12 protein-coding genes and 3 rRNA genes (1 of these 15 cut by a window edge) are annotated in these 14,726 nt (G+C 40.3%); 4 read left to right on the top strand and 11 right to left on the bottom strand.

Translation table 11 applies throughout. The annotated features are described in order from the left end of the window. Nucleotides 1–5: 5 nt before the first annotated feature. The 4 genes from alaS to AC3KZC_RS03890 all read right to left on the bottom strand — a co-directional run bounded on the left by alaS (nucleotide 6) and on the right by AC3KZC_RS03890 (nucleotide 4,580). Nucleotides 6–2,606 carry an alanine--tRNA ligase gene (gene alaS, locus AC3KZC_RS03905; RefSeq protein WP_490579615.1) on the bottom strand — a complete coding sequence of 867 codons (2,601 nt, stop codon included), beginning with the start codon at nucleotides 2,604–2,606 and terminating at the stop codon, nucleotides 6–8. A 10-nt stretch (nucleotides 2,607–2,616) separates the two neighbouring features. After that, the gene (locus tag AC3KZC_RS03900; protein WP_490579614.1) at nucleotides 2,617–3,081 is read right to left on the bottom strand and encodes a regulatory protein RecX; all 465 of its coding nucleotides are present in this window, start codon (nucleotides 3,079–3,081) and stop codon (nucleotides 2,617–2,619) included. Then, complete coding sequence (locus AC3KZC_RS03895) at nucleotides 3,081–3,860, bottom strand: BPSS1780 family membrane protein (protein WP_490579613.1); 780 nt, start codon at nucleotides 3,858–3,860, stop codon at nucleotides 3,081–3,083. The genes AC3KZC_RS03900 and AC3KZC_RS03895 overlap by 1 nt, the downstream gene beginning before the upstream one ends. 108 nt (nucleotides 3,861–3,968) lie before the next feature. Next, on the bottom strand, nucleotides 3,969–4,580 hold the full coding sequence (locus AC3KZC_RS03890) for a GTP cyclohydrolase II (RefSeq protein WP_490579612.1): 612 nt from the start codon (nucleotides 4,578–4,580) through the stop codon (nucleotides 3,969–3,971). Between the two features lie 414 nt (nucleotides 4,581–4,994). Between AC3KZC_RS03890 and AC3KZC_RS03885 the strand changes: the two genes are divergently transcribed. The 3 genes from AC3KZC_RS03885 (at nucleotide 4,995) to AC3KZC_RS03875 (ending at nucleotide 7,133) form a co-directional block, all read left to right on the top strand. Continuing rightward, nucleotides 4,995–6,101 (top strand): energy transducer TonB, encoded by a 1,107-nt coding sequence (locus AC3KZC_RS03885; RefSeq protein WP_490579611.1) that lies wholly within the window; start codon nucleotides 4,995–4,997, stop codon nucleotides 6,099–6,101. A gap of 64 nt (nucleotides 6,102–6,165) precedes the next feature. After that, on the top strand, nucleotides 6,166–6,564 hold the full coding sequence (locus AC3KZC_RS03880; RefSeq protein ID WP_490579610.1) for a rhodanese-like domain-containing protein: 399 nt from the start codon (nucleotides 6,166–6,168) through the stop codon (nucleotides 6,562–6,564). A gap of 170 nt (nucleotides 6,565–6,734) precedes the next feature. Beyond that, a complete protein-coding gene (locus AC3KZC_RS03875; protein WP_490579609.1) occupies nucleotides 6,735–7,133 on the top strand; it encodes a hypothetical protein in 399 nt (132 codons plus the stop codon). 32 nt (nucleotides 7,134–7,165) lie between these two features. On the opposite strand, the gene AC3KZC_RS03870 is transcribed toward AC3KZC_RS03875, so the two are convergent. From AC3KZC_RS03870 to AC3KZC_RS03855, 4 genes are all read right to left on the bottom strand, one after another. Then, complete coding sequence (locus AC3KZC_RS03870; protein ID WP_490579608.1) at nucleotides 7,166–7,822, bottom strand: GntR family transcriptional regulator; 657 nt, start codon at nucleotides 7,820–7,822, stop codon at nucleotides 7,166–7,168. 137 nt (nucleotides 7,823–7,959) lie between these two features. Further along, on the bottom strand, nucleotides 7,960–9,438 hold the full coding sequence (locus AC3KZC_RS03865) for an aldehyde dehydrogenase (NADP(+)) (protein ID WP_490579607.1): 1,479 nt from the start codon (nucleotides 9,436–9,438) through the stop codon (nucleotides 7,960–7,962). A gap of 10 nt (nucleotides 9,439–9,448) precedes the next feature. Beyond that, on the bottom strand, nucleotides 9,449–10,450 hold the full coding sequence (locus tag AC3KZC_RS03860; protein WP_490579606.1) for a 4-hydroxyproline epimerase: 1,002 nt from the start codon (nucleotides 10,448–10,450) through the stop codon (nucleotides 9,449–9,451). Between the two features lie 81 nt (nucleotides 10,451–10,531). Beyond that, nucleotides 10,532–11,440 carry a dihydrodipicolinate synthase family protein gene (locus tag AC3KZC_RS03855; RefSeq protein ID WP_490579605.1) on the bottom strand — a complete coding sequence of 303 codons (909 nt, stop codon included), beginning with the start codon at nucleotides 11,438–11,440 and terminating at the stop codon, nucleotides 10,532–10,534. 87 nt (nucleotides 11,441–11,527) lie between these two features. On the opposite strand from AC3KZC_RS03855, the gene AC3KZC_RS03850 reads away from it, so the two are divergent. Continuing rightward, on the top strand, nucleotides 11,528–12,793 hold the full coding sequence (locus AC3KZC_RS03850; RefSeq protein WP_518525908.1) for an FAD-dependent oxidoreductase: 1,266 nt from the start codon (nucleotides 11,528–11,530) through the stop codon (nucleotides 12,791–12,793). Between the two features lie 389 nt (nucleotides 12,794–13,182). Here the strand turns inward: AC3KZC_RS03850 and rrf (AC3KZC_RS03845) are convergent. The 3 genes from rrf (AC3KZC_RS03845) to AC3KZC_RS03835 form a co-directional block, all read right to left on the bottom strand. Beyond that, a 5S ribosomal RNA gene (rrf, locus tag AC3KZC_RS03845) occupies nucleotides 13,183–13,297 on the bottom strand. A 52-nt stretch (nucleotides 13,298–13,349) separates the two neighbouring features. Continuing rightward, nucleotides 13,350–13,464 (bottom strand): 5S ribosomal RNA (gene rrf, locus AC3KZC_RS03840). Between the two features lie 129 nt (nucleotides 13,465–13,593). Beyond that, a 23S ribosomal RNA gene (locus AC3KZC_RS03835) occupies nucleotides 13,594–14,726 on the bottom strand; it runs 1,754 nt beyond the window's last position.

Raw genomic sequence — 14,726 nt, 5'->3', positions numbered from 1 at the left:
AAACGTTATACGCGCTCAGAAACCCAAGCGGCAACACTATCAAGTGCTGCAACCAAGTGCTGAGGCTCTGAACCACCCGCTTGTGCCATATCAGGACGACCGCCACCTTTACCGCCGACTTGCTGTGCCATAAAGTTAACCAATTCACCCGCTTTGAATTTACCCGTTAAATCTTTAGTCACACCGGTAATTAAACTCACTTTGTCGCCTTCTGCCACACCTAGCGCAATGACACCCGAACCTAGTTTATTTTTTAAATCGTCAACCATGCCACGTAATGCTTTACTCTCTGTACCAGCGACATTTGCGATAAGTACTTTAATACCACCAATTTGAACCACAGAATCAAGCAAACCTGCACCTGCGGCACTGGCCAACTTATCATTAAGCTGATTGATTTCTTTTTCAAGACCTTTTGTACGCTCAACTAATGCGCTGACTTTTTCAACAGCATTAGTTGCATCTGATTTTACTAACACTGCAATATGGTTAAGCACTTCAGCTTGGTGGTGTATTACCTCGATTGCCGCTGCACCAGTAACCGCCTCTATACGGCGAATACCTGCAGCAATCCCTGACTCACTGACAATTTTAAATAAACCAATATCACCTAAACGCTTAACGTGTGTACCGCCACATAGTTCGATAGAAAACCCACCAATACTAACAACGCGCACTTCATCGTCATATTTCTCACCAAATAACGCCATTGCACCTTTTGCTTTTGCATCATCAATTTGCATAAGCTCAGTCTGTAAATCTACGTTACGACGAATTTCAGCATTCACCATTAATTCAATTTCAATTAATTGTGCTTTAGTAACACCTTCAAAGTGAGAGAAGTCAAAACGTAAACGCTCTGATTCTACTAATGATCCTTTTTGACCAACATGCTCACCTAATACTTGGCGTAATGCCTCATGTAATAGATGCGTCGCAGTATGGTTTTTACGGATATTATCACGACGCGCCGTATCAATTTGCGCATCAACTCGGTCATTCAAGGCTATCTTACCTTGAATTACACCCGCATGAGCAAAGGCATTACCTAGTTTTGTGGTGTTATGAACGCTAAACTCACCACCTGCAATTTTAAGAAGACCTTTATCGCCCGCTTGGCCGCCCGACTCTGCATAAAAAGGAGTACGATCTAATACAACAATGCCTTTTTGGCCATCAGCCAAACTGTTCACGGACTCACCTTCAAAGAAGAGTTCAATTACAGTGCCTGAAAAATGCTCGTGCTCATATCCTTTAAAATCAGTGTGTTTTTCTGATTTTAATTGCTCGTTATAATCTGTGCCGAATTTACCTGCTTGTTGCGCCATTTTACGCTGCGCCGCCATACACGCTTGAAAGCCAGGCTCATCAATCGTCATAAAACGTTCACGCGCGACATCGGCAGTTAAATCAGCAGGGAAACCGTAAGTATCGTAAAGTTTAAACACCACATCACCAGGGATGACATCACCCTTAATGCCTTTTAAACCATCTTCTAAAATAGCTAAACCGCGCTCTAATGTTTTACTGAACTGTTCTTCTTCAATACGTAATACTTTTTCGATGATTTCGCGTTGTTTGTATAACTCTTGGTACGCATCACCCATTTGTTCAGCTAATGCACCCACTAATTTGTGGAAGAAATTATCTTTAGCACCTAGCTTATTACCATGGCGAACAGCGCGGCGAATAATCCGACGCAATACATAACCACGGCCTTCATTAGACGGCATCACACCATCAGCAATTAAGAAAGCACACGAACGAATGTGGTCAGCAATTACGCGTAATGATTTATCTTCTAAATCTTGTGCATGAGTAACATCAGCAGCTGCGCGGATCAAACCTTGAAAAATATCGATTTCATAATTTGAGTGCACACCTTGCATAATGGCAGAAATACGTTCAAGCCCCATGCCAGTATCAACCGATTGCTTTGGAAGTGGCTCCATCGTGCCGTCAGCATGACGATTGAACTGCATGAATACTAAGTTCCAAATCTCAATAAAGCGATCGCCATCTTCTTCAGCAGAACCCGGAGGGCCACCCCAAATATCAGCGCCATGATCATAGAAAATTTCAGAACATGGACCACAAGGGCCGGTATCACCCATTGACCAGAAATTATCTGAAGTGGTAATTCGAATAATACGATCAGCCGGCAAACCTATTTTTTTATTCCAAAGATCAAAGGCTTCATCATCTGTATGATAAACCGTCACTAATAATTTTTCGGCCGGTAATTTTAAAATCGATGTTAAAAATTCCCAAGCAAACTTAATCGCATCTTCTTTAAAATAATCACCAAAACTAAAGTTACCTAACATTTCAAAAAAGGTATGGTGACGGGCGGTATAACCTACGTTTTCAAGGTCATTATGTTTACCACCAGCACGAACACATCGCTGTGAGCTGGTTGCACGGGTATATGGGCGCTTATCAGCACCTAAAAATACGTCCTTAAATTGGACCATACCGGCATTAGTAAATAATAATGTTGGGTCATTACCTGGCACCAAAGAGCTTGATGCGATGGCTTGATGCTGTTTTGACGAAAAGTAGTCTAAAAAAGCTTGGCGGATTTGTGCGGTAGTCATATGCTGCATGCGGATATTCTCACTCGTCTGACGGATCTGTTTGCATTGCAAATTCTATTTGTTCATGATTAAAACCTCGATACATCAAATAACGCAAAATTTTTGCTTTTTCTTTGAATTCAAGGTTTCCAGTAATTCCAGAAAACTTCCTATTATATGCTGCTTGGGCTTGCTGATACCAGTCAATTTCCATCTCATCTAACGTGGTTTCAAGTAAGGCTCGCTCAATTCCTTTGCCCGCAGCTTCGGCCTGGATACGCTTCAATCCATGAAGCTTTGCCAGATGGCGGCGAATAAAACTTTCACAATATCGCTTTTCATCTATAAACGAATGATGCTCACACCAATCGAGTAAGCTTGCGATAAAGTCAGCTGATGCGCCTTTTTGCTGTAATTTAAAGGTTAAGTCTCGACGCGAATATTCTTGCCGAGACAACAACCAGAGCACGTAATTTTTTAATTTTTGCTTTTCTTTATCATCCATTAAGCGTCGAATCGCCCCGAGGAAGCAGGTCTGTCGTCTGTCGTCGTATCAACAACGATAGTACTCATAAACATGGCTTGAAATGAGATAAAAAAAGCAATGTAACAAATAGGCATAATAAAAAATAAAGGGATAAATGATAACGGCAGGCTGATTAGCATCAGACCAGTAAAGATTGCACCATAGACACCAATAGCTGCCATGTTATGCCAAAACGCCGAAAGGCTGGCTTTAAATACGTCGATCAGATTAACCGTTCCGTGAAAATAAACCAATGGCACCGCATAAGCAAAACACATTAAATAAAACGATAATGCACTGATGAACAATACAATATTTGAAAAGTGTAATGTCTCAACTAAATGCTGCGCCGCAATTTCAGGTTGGGCAGCATATTGCTCAAGCACTGCAATTGCATCTTTAAACAACCAACTTGCTAATAAAGCGAGTAAAATCCCCGCGCCTATTTGATACAAGCCTAAACGAAACAAACCAAGACGACGCCCAACTTGGCCAAATGGCGCAAACAACTCTGCTGCGGTAATTTTTTTACCTTGCTGACGTAATAAAATAGCTTGATAGAAGCCTGCTGTTAAAAATGGTGTTGCCAGCCCTGCCGCTATTTGTAAAAGCGGAAAGAAAATAGCAATTAAACCAAGACCGCCCATCACCGCATGCATTAAAATAAACGTACCGGGTTGCATTTTAAATACCTGCCAAGCGGCTTTAAACCACGCCACTCCCGCTTGGGCTTTATAAACTCGCTGCTCTATCGCCATTGTTTTATCTTATTTACTCTTAAATTAAAATCAAAACGCACCAACTTGAGGTGCGTTTTTGTATTTTGTTAAATGTGAGCGATTTAAACCAACTCTTAAGTTGCTATGCTACTTTTTTGTTTTACTTAAATCCAGCATATGCGAGCCATGTTTTACTTTTGTTGCCAAATAAGCCTCATTACCCTCTTTTAAATGCGCATGTGTACCAACTAAGTTACGCACTGTAATGCCTGCATCTTTAAGCGCTTTTAGTTTTTTAGGATTATTTGTCATTAATTGAACATTATCAATATTCATCGCCTTGAGCATTAACACAGCATCTGAGAAATCACGCAAATCATCAGCAAAACCCAAATGATTGTTAGCCTCATAAGTATTCATACCTTGCGACTGTAACACATAAGCATCTATTTTATTGTATAAACCAATACCTCGACCTTCTTGGCGAAGATAAAGCAAAATACCACCTTGTTGATGCATTTTTTCGATACATTCATTCAACTGCTCACCACAATCGCAGCGTGATGAATGAAATACATCGCCCGTAAGGCATTCTGAATGAAGGCGAATTAATGGCGTATCTTGCGTTTTATCGGCTTGATTAAACACTAAAGCCACATGCTCAACACCATCTTGCAAACCTGAAAATGACAGGATTTCAGCAGGAATAGTACTCTGTTTGCCAACTTTTAGCTGGACTCTTGCTCGTACTTCAGCCACAACGTATCCAAATTAAAATATATAATACTGTGATAATATAACAAAAGCTAATTTCAGCGCCAAGCTCTATACCAAGCTGCTTTTATTTATACTCACTATGTTGATAGTAATATATTGGGATTGCGCAGCGATAATGCAAGTAGATTTTGAGCATTTTATTATTTGCAATAAAGATTTATAAGGTATGACACCTCGCTCCTAGCTAAGCACAACGTAAGCGTAACTTCCCCTAATAACCTGAAACTTCTGCTGCGTTAGTAACGTTTATTCACCTCAACCATCGAGTGAACTATGTCCGTGAGGAGTAACTCACTTATCGCCTACCTGCGCTCAAACTTGTTTGGTATAGATATTTTTTAAGAACTCTTTTAAAATAAAAATTAGGGACGAACATATAAAAAAAAGGATAACAATATGAAACAAAAACTCGCTTTACTATTCGCACTGAGCCTCACCACAAGCTACTCCTTTGCCGAAGCGACTGATTTACATGCCAAATTTACGAATGTTTATCAACAGTTCCAGCAAGCTCAAAACGCAAAAAACTCCGAACTAACCATTGAATTAGCCAAGCAAGCCCTAACTCTAGGTAAAGAGCTCTACGGCGAAAAATCAATTAATGCAGCTAATCTCGCTATTAGTTATGCACTTGCTTTACCTGATGTCCAAAGAGACTTTTTTAACGACAACTCAAGAGCATTAAAATTCGAACTGTACACAGCAGCCCAAGCCATCTACGAAAAACATTACTCTGATAAAGATATTGAACTGATAGAGGTATTCATTGGCTTGGCTAAAAGTACATTATCAGCTAATGAATCAGCTCACTACTTCAAGCAGGCTATCGAGTTAAGTGAAGCAAAGCCTACGTTACAAGCAGACCTTCACTATCAAGCTGCAACACACCTTTTTAACCACTTTAGCGATAAAAAATATCGCGTTGCAAAAAAGCACGCCTCTACAGCTGACAAAATGCTCCGTGAATTATTACCCGAAAACACCATGGAGCGTGTAAAATCTAACTTTTTACTTGCCTCTATAGCTAAAGGAAGTAACAAAAACAGTGAAGCTATTGAACGGCTAAATGAAATAGTTACAGTGTTTGATAATAATTTAGAATTTGATCACCCTTATGAACTTGCCGCCCATTCTCGTTTAGTTGAGCTGTATGAAAATACAGGAAAAAGTGATGAAGCAACAAAGCACTGTATAGCAATAGCAAAAATGGTGCCTTGGCAAGAAGATTTAGAACCATCACCTTTATATCGTCAAGAGCCCCGCTATCCGACAGCAAAAGCCCAACAAGGAAAAGATGGCTGGGTGCAAATGCAGTTTGATGTTTCTGCCGCTGGTTTTGTTAAAAACATTGTCGTGCTAGATTCAGTGGGTGGATCTCAGTTTGAAGAAGAGTCAATTAAGGCGCTCGAGAAATGGCGCTACGCCCCAAAATTTGAAAATGGACATGCTGTGGTTGCAGGACCTTTGACAGTGCAATTAGATTTTAAAATACGTAAAAGCTAAGCACCTCTAACCCGAAGAGTTTTAATGCTATACTCGACCAACTAAAACTCTTCAGGTTATAAAAATGAAATTAACTATTTTATTACTCTCTTCAGCCTTATTTTTATCTGTAAGCCCTAAAATATTTGCTGCACCAACCCCCACTGTCAGTCAACAAACGTTAATTGAGGCACAAAAAAATAACAGCGTAATGCTACTCGATGTGCGTTCAAATGAAGAATTTAAAGATGGGCATATTCCAGGTGCAATCAACACTCCTCACTTAGAAATTATTAATAATACCGCAGTACTCAATTATCAAAAAGACCAACCAATTATCGTTTATTGCCGCTCAGGCAGAAGAGCCGCAGCTGCTGAGCAGGCACTAATTGATTTAGGGTTTACGAATATAAAACATTTAGAAGGTGATTGGCTTGGCTGGCAAGAAACGCAGTTAAAACAAGAACAAACCAAAGAACAATAAAATTTACGTTTAAAAGACTTGAATTTAGCTGAGATTAGATAAATAAAAAGTTATTTTTCTCAGCTTATCAAGCTCCTACTTGTCGCAACAATCCTCACAACTTTTTCGCACTCGCTTAAATGAATTTTAGAGTCTAAGCTTTAACTACGCCATGTTGGAGGGATTCTATTGTGTTAAGTAAACCAGTTTATGAAAGCTTACCCTATATTTACTTTGCGGTCGGTCACGGCCTTATTACTTATCAACCTTCTTTTTTTGCTACTTTTTCTGGTAGTTTATTTTTTATTGCTGGTGCTTTAGTTTGGGTTCTAAGATCACACTTTAGACGCACAGATCCACAGTTTAATCGTCAAAATAACGGCAATATGGCCAAATGGTATGAGCTTAAGCCGTTCATTATGTTTTTGCTTGCGGTTGTTTTAATGACATGGGTTGATCATAATTTAGTGATGTTATTCGCTGGCGTGTTAATTATATTAGCAATGTGGATCATTTTTTTACGCGTGCATAACCGCTATTCAAAAGCTAATTTTCTACACTCAAAAAATGACTCTCAGCATCGCGAATAAAAAAGGGCATTTTTTCAATGCCCTTTTTTGCTTTAATCTTGTCGTTGTAATAACGCTTTAATCTCGTCTTTAGCGCCTAAAATATGACTTTTTAATATTTCTACGGCTTCATCAATCTGTTGGTTTTTACAATAATTAATTAACTGCCTATGCTCTGGACCTGCTTTATGAATACCGCCAGCAAGTAAAAAATGCAACCGAATATAACGACTTGCATTCTGATTAAGCATGCTTATCACATCCATGGTCTGAGGTCTATGACAGCCTTGGTAAAGGCAAACATGAAATTGAGTATTCAGATCAGACCATAAATTCGCGCTATCTTCATGAGTCAGTGATTGCTCTAATTCAGCTAAAATACTTTCAGCTTCAGCAAAATGTGCTGATGTTAAATTCGGAATAGAACGAGTCAGCACGTCAGCTTCTAACATTGCACGAAGCTCAAATAATTCATCGACGTGATCAGCATCTAGTTTAGTTACTATCGCGCCTTTGTGAGCTTGAAACTTAACAAGACCTTCGGCTTCTAACTGTAAAAGTGCTTCGCGCACAGGAATACGACTGACATCAAGCTCTTCTGCTAATGCAGCTTGCCTTAATGGTTGGCCAGCTTTTACTTCACCTTTTAGGATTTTCTCTCTTATTGCGTCAACAACAAATTCTGTACGTGTTTTATATGTCAGCGCCATATCAATTCTTTTATGTCGTAAATAATACGCTCTAGTTTAACTAGTTGAAAAAAAAAGACCAGAGGCAAAAAGAATCATTTATAACTGCAATGAAAAAAGCAGTCATCAAGACTGCTTTACATCTAACAATAATAAAACTATGGCTGATTTTGAAAACAAATTGGGCGTAAAAAGCGCTCGATAGCAAAGCTCCCCACAGAGGTACTTCGAACATCCGTAGAACATGGAAACGGCCCACCGTGCATCATGGCATCACACACTTCAACACCTGTTGGCATCTGATTAAAAATAAGTCGGCCAACTTTAAATGATAAAGCTTCGATGAGTAATTTATTTTGTTCAATCACATCAACACTACCATGAATTGAAGCAGTTAATTGCCCTTCAAGTTGCTCAATAATGTCAGCAACCTCAGCCAATGATTTATAAGTAACCATTAACGATGCAGGACCAAAGACTTCATCATGCAATGCCGGAGTCGCTAAAAAACATTCTGCCGATGCCGTAAATAAATGAACCGATGCTTTTTTATCATCAACAAGACCACTGGCAACAACCTCAGCATGCTCAGCTAAACGCTGACAACCTAAATCATAAGCCTTTAAAATACCGGGAGTTAGCATTGTTTGAGCGGAGGATGATTCGATTAATGGCTTTAATTTCTCAGTAAATTCAGCCGCTTCAACTTCATTTACTAACCAAAAACCTGGATTAGTACAAAACTGACCCGCTCCCATGGTCATAGAAGCAACAAACTCTTGTGCTAACGTCACTGACTTTTTATTTATGTAATGAGGTAAAATTATTTGGGGATTAATTGCACCTAATTCGCCATAAAATGGGATTGGTTCGCGTCTTGATTTTATTGAGTCAAGCAAAGCCATACCAACACGATAAGATCCGGTAAACCCAACAGCTTTAATCGCGCAGTGCTTTACTAAACTGTGGCTTATTTCATACGATTTACATTGTAATAAACTAAATACACCACTAGGCATTTCGCTGATTTTTATCGCCTTTTCAATAGCGCTGGCAACAATTTCACTAGTACCAGGATGCGCAACATGCGCTTTAAAAACGACAGGGCATCCTGCAGCCAATGCGGATGCCGTGTCACCACCTGCCGTGCTAAACGCAAGTGGAAAGTTACTTGCACCAAAAACAGCGACAGGCCCAAGTGGAAGTTTCGCCATTTTTAACTCTGGGCGAGCAAATGGAATACGCTCTGGCTGTGCGGCATCATGAGCAATAACTGATGGTTGCTTGATAAGGTTTGACGCAAAAAGCCGCAATTGATTAATTGTTCGACCTAGCTCCCCTTGAATGCGCGTAACAGGGAGGCCCGTTTCAAGTGTGGTGCGCTCAATTAAAAGCGGTTCAACTAAAGCTAGTTGATGTGCTATTTCATTTAAAAAGTCCGCTCGTTGCAATGCTGTTTTTTGTCGATAGATGATAAATGCAGCACTCGCTTGCTGACAGGCGAGCTCTAGCAGTGCTGGCGAGCAATTGAGAAACTTAGGCTGCATTTGGCTATGATCAACCGCATTGATAGCGTAAAATCCCTCATCTGAGTTACTTTGCCACTGCCCTTTAATAAAACTTAATCCTGATAACATACAATTCCCCTTAAACTACTTGAAAACCAAAGGCATAAGGGTCGTTATCATCAACAATAATTTGATTATGCCCTGTAATTCTTGCCCAACCTTGAATTGAAGGCATGATTGCGCTGATCCCTGCGACCTCAGTAACAGATTCTATTTTTCCCACAAATTGGCTACCAATAATGCTTTCGTGAATAAAACTATCACCTTGTTTTAATAATCCTTTTGCGTGTAGCTGGGCCATCCGTGCAGATGTACCTGTACCACAAGGAGAACGATCGATAGCTTTATCACCATAAAAAACCGCATTGGCAGCACTTGAATTAGGCTGTTGAGGTGAGCCTGTCCACAGTACATGAGTTAAACCGTTTACTTTAGGATCTAAAGGATGAACGCAATCGACCGCTTTGCCTGCGATCTCACGAATGAGAGGACTAAACTTTAAAATTTTATCTGGAGACCAATAAGGTAAGCCTGGGTAATTTTTTTGTGGTTCTATAATTGCGTAAAAATTTCCACCATAAGCAATATCTAAGGTGATCTCACCTAACTCTGGTACGTCAATCTGAATATTCCGATGAGCTAGATACGACGCTATATTGTAAATTTTAATCCAATCAATCTTTGCACCTGTTTGCTGATATTCCACTTGAAGCTGCCCTGCTGGAACATCAACTATAAGTCGACCTTCAATTTTTGGTTTAATCAAGCCCGCCTCAAGTCCCGCAGTCAAAGCGCCAATTGTTCCATGGCCACACATAGGTAAACAACCCGATGTCTCAATAAATAAAATAGATACATCTGCATTATCTGTGCATGGTGGATATAAAAAAGCACCTGACATCATATCGTGACCACGCGGTTCAAACATTAATGCTTGTCGGATCCAATCGAATTCATTAATAAAACTGAGCCGTTTTTCACCCATGGTATAACCATTTAATCTCGGATGCCCTGAAGTAACCAACCTAACAGGATTACCACAGGTATGTGCATCTATACAAAAAAACGTACCTTTAATCATATTGATCCCTTTTTCTTATTATTTGAAATTATGCCAATAAAACTTCGGCATAATTTCAATGACTCAATAATGCTGGCCCGATTAATTAAATTTAGTTAAATCAATTCTATGCTCTAAAGCTTCATTATAAAGGCGCTGAACATAGGCACGATCATCACCAGCTAGTGGTAAGCGAGGGGCACGAACGCGCTCTGAGCCTCGACCAGCAAGTTCTTCTGCATATTTAATACATTGCACTAATGTTGGAATGGTATCTAAACGTAATAAAGGTAAAAACCATCGCCAAATTTCAAGCGCTTCAGCGTACCGCCCTTGCTGGGCGAGATTGAAGATAGCGACTGACTCTCGTGGAAATACATTTGTTAACCCCGAAATCCAACCCGTTGCACCTAGCATTAAACTTTCTAAGGCAATATCATCAACGCCACCAAAAATAATAAAACGATCACCGAACTCTCGAAACAACTCAGTAATACGACGGGTATCTGTAGTCGCTTCTTTAACAGAAACGATATTTGGTTCATCTGCCAATACTTTCATGCCTGCAATCGATACATCAACACCATACGCGACCGGATTGTTATAAATCATGATTGGTAATGCTGTTGAACGTGCAACTTGTTGATAATGTACTATTGCCTCTGCTTCTGTTGAACGATATACCATGCCTGGCAATACCATCAAACCATCAATGCCAATCTCTTGTGCATCTTTTGCATAAGCAATTGCAGCGGCCGTTGTTGTTTCTGCAACACCTGAAAGTACCGGCACACGACCTGCAACAACTTCAACCGCAGCTTTCATTACTTGGCGTTTTTCATCAGGTGTTAACGAACAGTTTTCACCTACCGTGCCACAAACAATAATCCCATGAACACCTTCTGCAATAAGGCTTTCCCACATTTTTGCATTTTGAGCGAAATCAATTGTTGAATCTTGATGAAACTGAGTTGAAACAGCGGGGTAAACCCCTTGCCAATTAGGACGCATTTATCTCTCCAAAAAATAATAAACAAACTTGTATAAGAGATAAAGTAATGTATATTGTATGCAATATCAAACTATTTTTTAATTTATATGACTATTGATAATAAAAAGAACACTCAAGTTGCTGTGATTGGAGCTGGTATAATCGGTGTAACTACTGCACTTCAGTTACAAAAAGCGGGCTATCAAGTGACATTGATTGATAAATTAGGGATTGGAGAAGGCTGCTCTAAAGGCAACGCAGGCCACTTTGCTACCGAACAAATTTTTCCACTTGCAGACAGTAGCTTATTACCAAAAATTCCAGCAATGCTAATTGATCCTCTCGGACCATTTAGGATTTCAATTCGCTACTTACCCAAAGCACTACCTTGGTTTTTTAAGTTTATAGTTAATATGTACCGACCTACTTATAACCAGAATAAACAAGCGCTGAAAAATTTAAATAATAATGCAATACCTGCTTGGAAGGAATTACTCGCAGATCTGAACTTAAATCACCTTCTCACGCTCAAAGGATCGCTTCTGACCTTTGAACAGCAAAGTTCAAATCAAGCAAAGGAGATTTTCGCCCTTTACCAAAAAGAAAATATCTCAGTAAAGCTGTTAAATCGCAGTCAATTAGATCAAATTCAACCAGGGATCGATCATTCAGTTTATTCAGCTCTTTATTTCAAAGAGGTAGGGCACACAGCCAATCCTTATTTATTAACACAATCGCTATATCAAGAATGTGAAAAATTAGGCGTTGTATTTAAAAAAGCTGAAGTGCGGGAGGTATACGTCTTAAATCAGCAACCAATACTGACCTTCAACGATCAAAATTCTCAACCGTTTGATAAGTTAGTTGTTTGCGCGGGAGCTTTTAGCAAAAATATTTGTGCATATCTAGGCTACCAAATCCCCATTGAGGCAGAACGAGGATATCATTTGATGGTAAACAGCTCATCAATGCCAAAAATCCCAATAGCATCATTTGATAAAAAATTTATTATGACTCCGATGACTGAAGGACTTCGCTTAGCAGGAACAGTGGAGTTTGCAGGTTTAATTCAGCCAGCAAACTACAAGAGAGCTGAAGCACTCCTTACTTTAGGCAAAGCTATTTGGCCATCGATTTCAACTTGCTCCAAAGATAAAAATAGAATTATGTGGATGGGCTGCAGACCTAGCTTACCGGACTCAAAACCTATCATTTCAAAATCATCAAAGCACAACAATATCTTTTTTAATTTAGGGCATCAGCATTTAGGTCTAACCCTAGCCGCACTTTCAGCAAAATTAATAACAGATTTACTCATTGATAAGAAAACCAATATTGAGTTAAACCCATTCTCTATTGAGCGTTTTAAATAAGTCAGTAAAAAGGAATACGATGAATTGATTCTCAATAATTATAGAACAAGCATAAAAGATGCGGGCAAATGAGTTTTTAATAAAATTAATTGTCTATATTAAACCAGTGCAACTGCACCACAATATTTTAATATAATCGATAATGTAGGGTATTTTTTATTGTTCAAAGCATAGCTAGGACTGTTTAATAACTGCTATCTTAAGAGTGAACATCATGACTTGTTTTACACTCAATTAAGTCGCAAACTTGGCCCAGCCTTTTCGGGATTGCAACATTTATAAATAAAAGATTAAGCTATATAGTTTACAAGTGAGTGTTATTTATTTCGATATTTTAAATTATGAAAAGCAAAAAGCCCCTGATTTCTCAGAGGCTTCTTTAAATTAGAACCTGGCGATGTCCTACTCTCACATGGGTAACCCCACACTACCATCGGCGCTGTTTCGTTTCACTACTGAGTTCGGAATGGGATCAGGTGGGTCCAAAACGCTATTGTCACCAAGAAAATCTGTTTTGATATTTCTATAGTTTTTATTTTTATATCTTAAATTAGGAGCCTGGCGATGTCCTACTCTCACATGGGTAACCCCACACTACCATCGGCGCTGTTTCGTTTCACTACTGAGTTCGGAATGGGATCAGGTGGGTCCAAAACGCTATTGTCACCAAGCAAATTTGGTTCGTTAATCACGCTCGCAATTAACTAAAATTCGGAAGGCTGATATTCAATTCGTCTACTTTAGTTCTATCTAACTTCTTGCTATTCATCAGTGCTTCATACAAACCACTTTGGCGTTGTATGGTTAAGCCTCACGGGTAATTAGTATTGGTTAGCTTAACGCCTCACAGCGCTTCCACACCCAACCTATCAACGTTGTAGTCTCCAACGGCCCTTCAGAGAGCTTATAGCTCTAGTGAGAACTCATCTCGAGGCTCGCTTCGCGCTTAGATGCTTTCAGCGCTTATCGATTCCGAACGTAGCTACCGGGCAGTGCCATTGGCATGACAACCCGAACACCAGCGGTTCGTTCACTCCGGTCCTCTCGTACTAGGAGCAACCCCTCTCAATTCTCAAACGCCCACGGCAGATAGGGACCGAACTGTCTCACGACGTTCTAAACCCAGCTCGCGTACCACTTTAAATGGCGAACAGCCATACCCTTGGGACCGACTTCAGCCCCAGGATGTGATGAGCCGACATCGAGGTGCCAAACACCGCCGTCGATATGAACTCTTGGGCGGTATCAGCCTGTTATCCCCGGAGTACCTTTTATCCGTTGAGCGATGGCCCTTCCATTCAGAACCACCGGATCACTATGACCTACTTTCGTACCTGCTCGACTTGTCCGTCTCGCAGTTAAGCTTGCTTCTACCATTACACTAACCGTACGATGTCCGACCGTACTTAGCAAACCTTCGTGCTCCTCCGTTACTCTTTAGGAGGAGACCGCCCCAGTCAAACTACCCACCAGGCACTGTCCGCAATCCCGATTAGGGACCTACGTTAGAACATCAAAACTACAAGGGTGGTATTTCAAGGACGACTCCACAAGAACTAGCGTTCCTGCTTCTAAGTCTCCCACCTATCCTACACATGTAGGTTCAATGTTCAGTGCCAAGCTATAGTAAAGGTTCACGGGGTCTTTCCGTCTAGCCGCGGGTATACGGCATCTTCACCGCAAATTCAATTTCACTGAGTCTCGGGTGGAGACAGCGTGGCCATGATTACGCCATTCGTGCAGGTCGGAACTTACCCGACAAGGAATTTCGCTACCTTAGGACCGTTATAGTTACGGCCGCCGTTTACCGGGGCTTCGATCAAGAGCTTCGCGTTGCCGCTAACCCCATCAATTAACCTTCCGGCACCGGGCAGGCGTCACACCGTATACGTCATCTTGCGATTTTGCACAGTGCTGTGTTTTTAATAAACAG

The organism is Pseudoalteromonas sp. J2K-J031 (assembly GCF_058197095.2).
The sequence above is the reverse complement of the archived record's forward strand: the minus strand, read 5'-3'. Positions and strand labels throughout refer to the sequence as shown.

Bases quoted from the DNA above. Each gene is read 5' to 3' on its own strand.
- alaS (WP_490579615.1), bottom strand. From the start codon at position 2,606: ATGCAGCATATGACTACCGCACAAATCCGCCAAGCTTTTTTAGACTAC.
- AC3KZC_RS03900 (WP_490579614.1), bottom strand. From the start codon at position 3,081: ATGGATGATAAAGAAAAGCAAAAATTAAAAAATTACGTGCTCTGGTTG.
- AC3KZC_RS03895 (WP_490579613.1), bottom strand. From the start codon at position 3,860: ATGGCGATAGAGCAGCGAGTTTATAAAGCCCAAGCGGGAGTGGCGTGG.
- AC3KZC_RS03885 (WP_490579611.1), top strand. From the start codon at position 4,995: ATGAAACAAAAACTCGCTTTACTATTCGCACTGAGCCTCACCACAAGC.
- AC3KZC_RS03880 (WP_490579610.1), top strand. From the start codon at position 6,166: ATGAAATTAACTATTTTATTACTCTCTTCAGCCTTATTTTTATCTGTA.
- AC3KZC_RS03870 (WP_490579608.1), bottom strand. From the start codon at position 7,822: ATGGCGCTGACATATAAAACACGTACAGAATTTGTTGTTGACGCAATA.
- AC3KZC_RS03865 (WP_490579607.1), bottom strand. From the start codon at position 9,438: ATGTTATCAGGATTAAGTTTTATTAAAGGGCAGTGGCAAAGTAACTCA.
- AC3KZC_RS03860 (WP_490579606.1), bottom strand. From the start codon at position 10,450: ATGATTAAAGGTACGTTTTTTTGTATAGATGCACATACCTGTGGTAAT.
- AC3KZC_RS03855 (WP_490579605.1), bottom strand. From the start codon at position 11,440: ATGCGTCCTAATTGGCAAGGGGTTTACCCCGCTGTTTCAACTCAGTTT.
- AC3KZC_RS03850 (WP_518525908.1), top strand. From the start codon at position 11,528: ATGACTATTGATAATAAAAAGAACACTCAAGTTGCTGTGATTGGAGCT.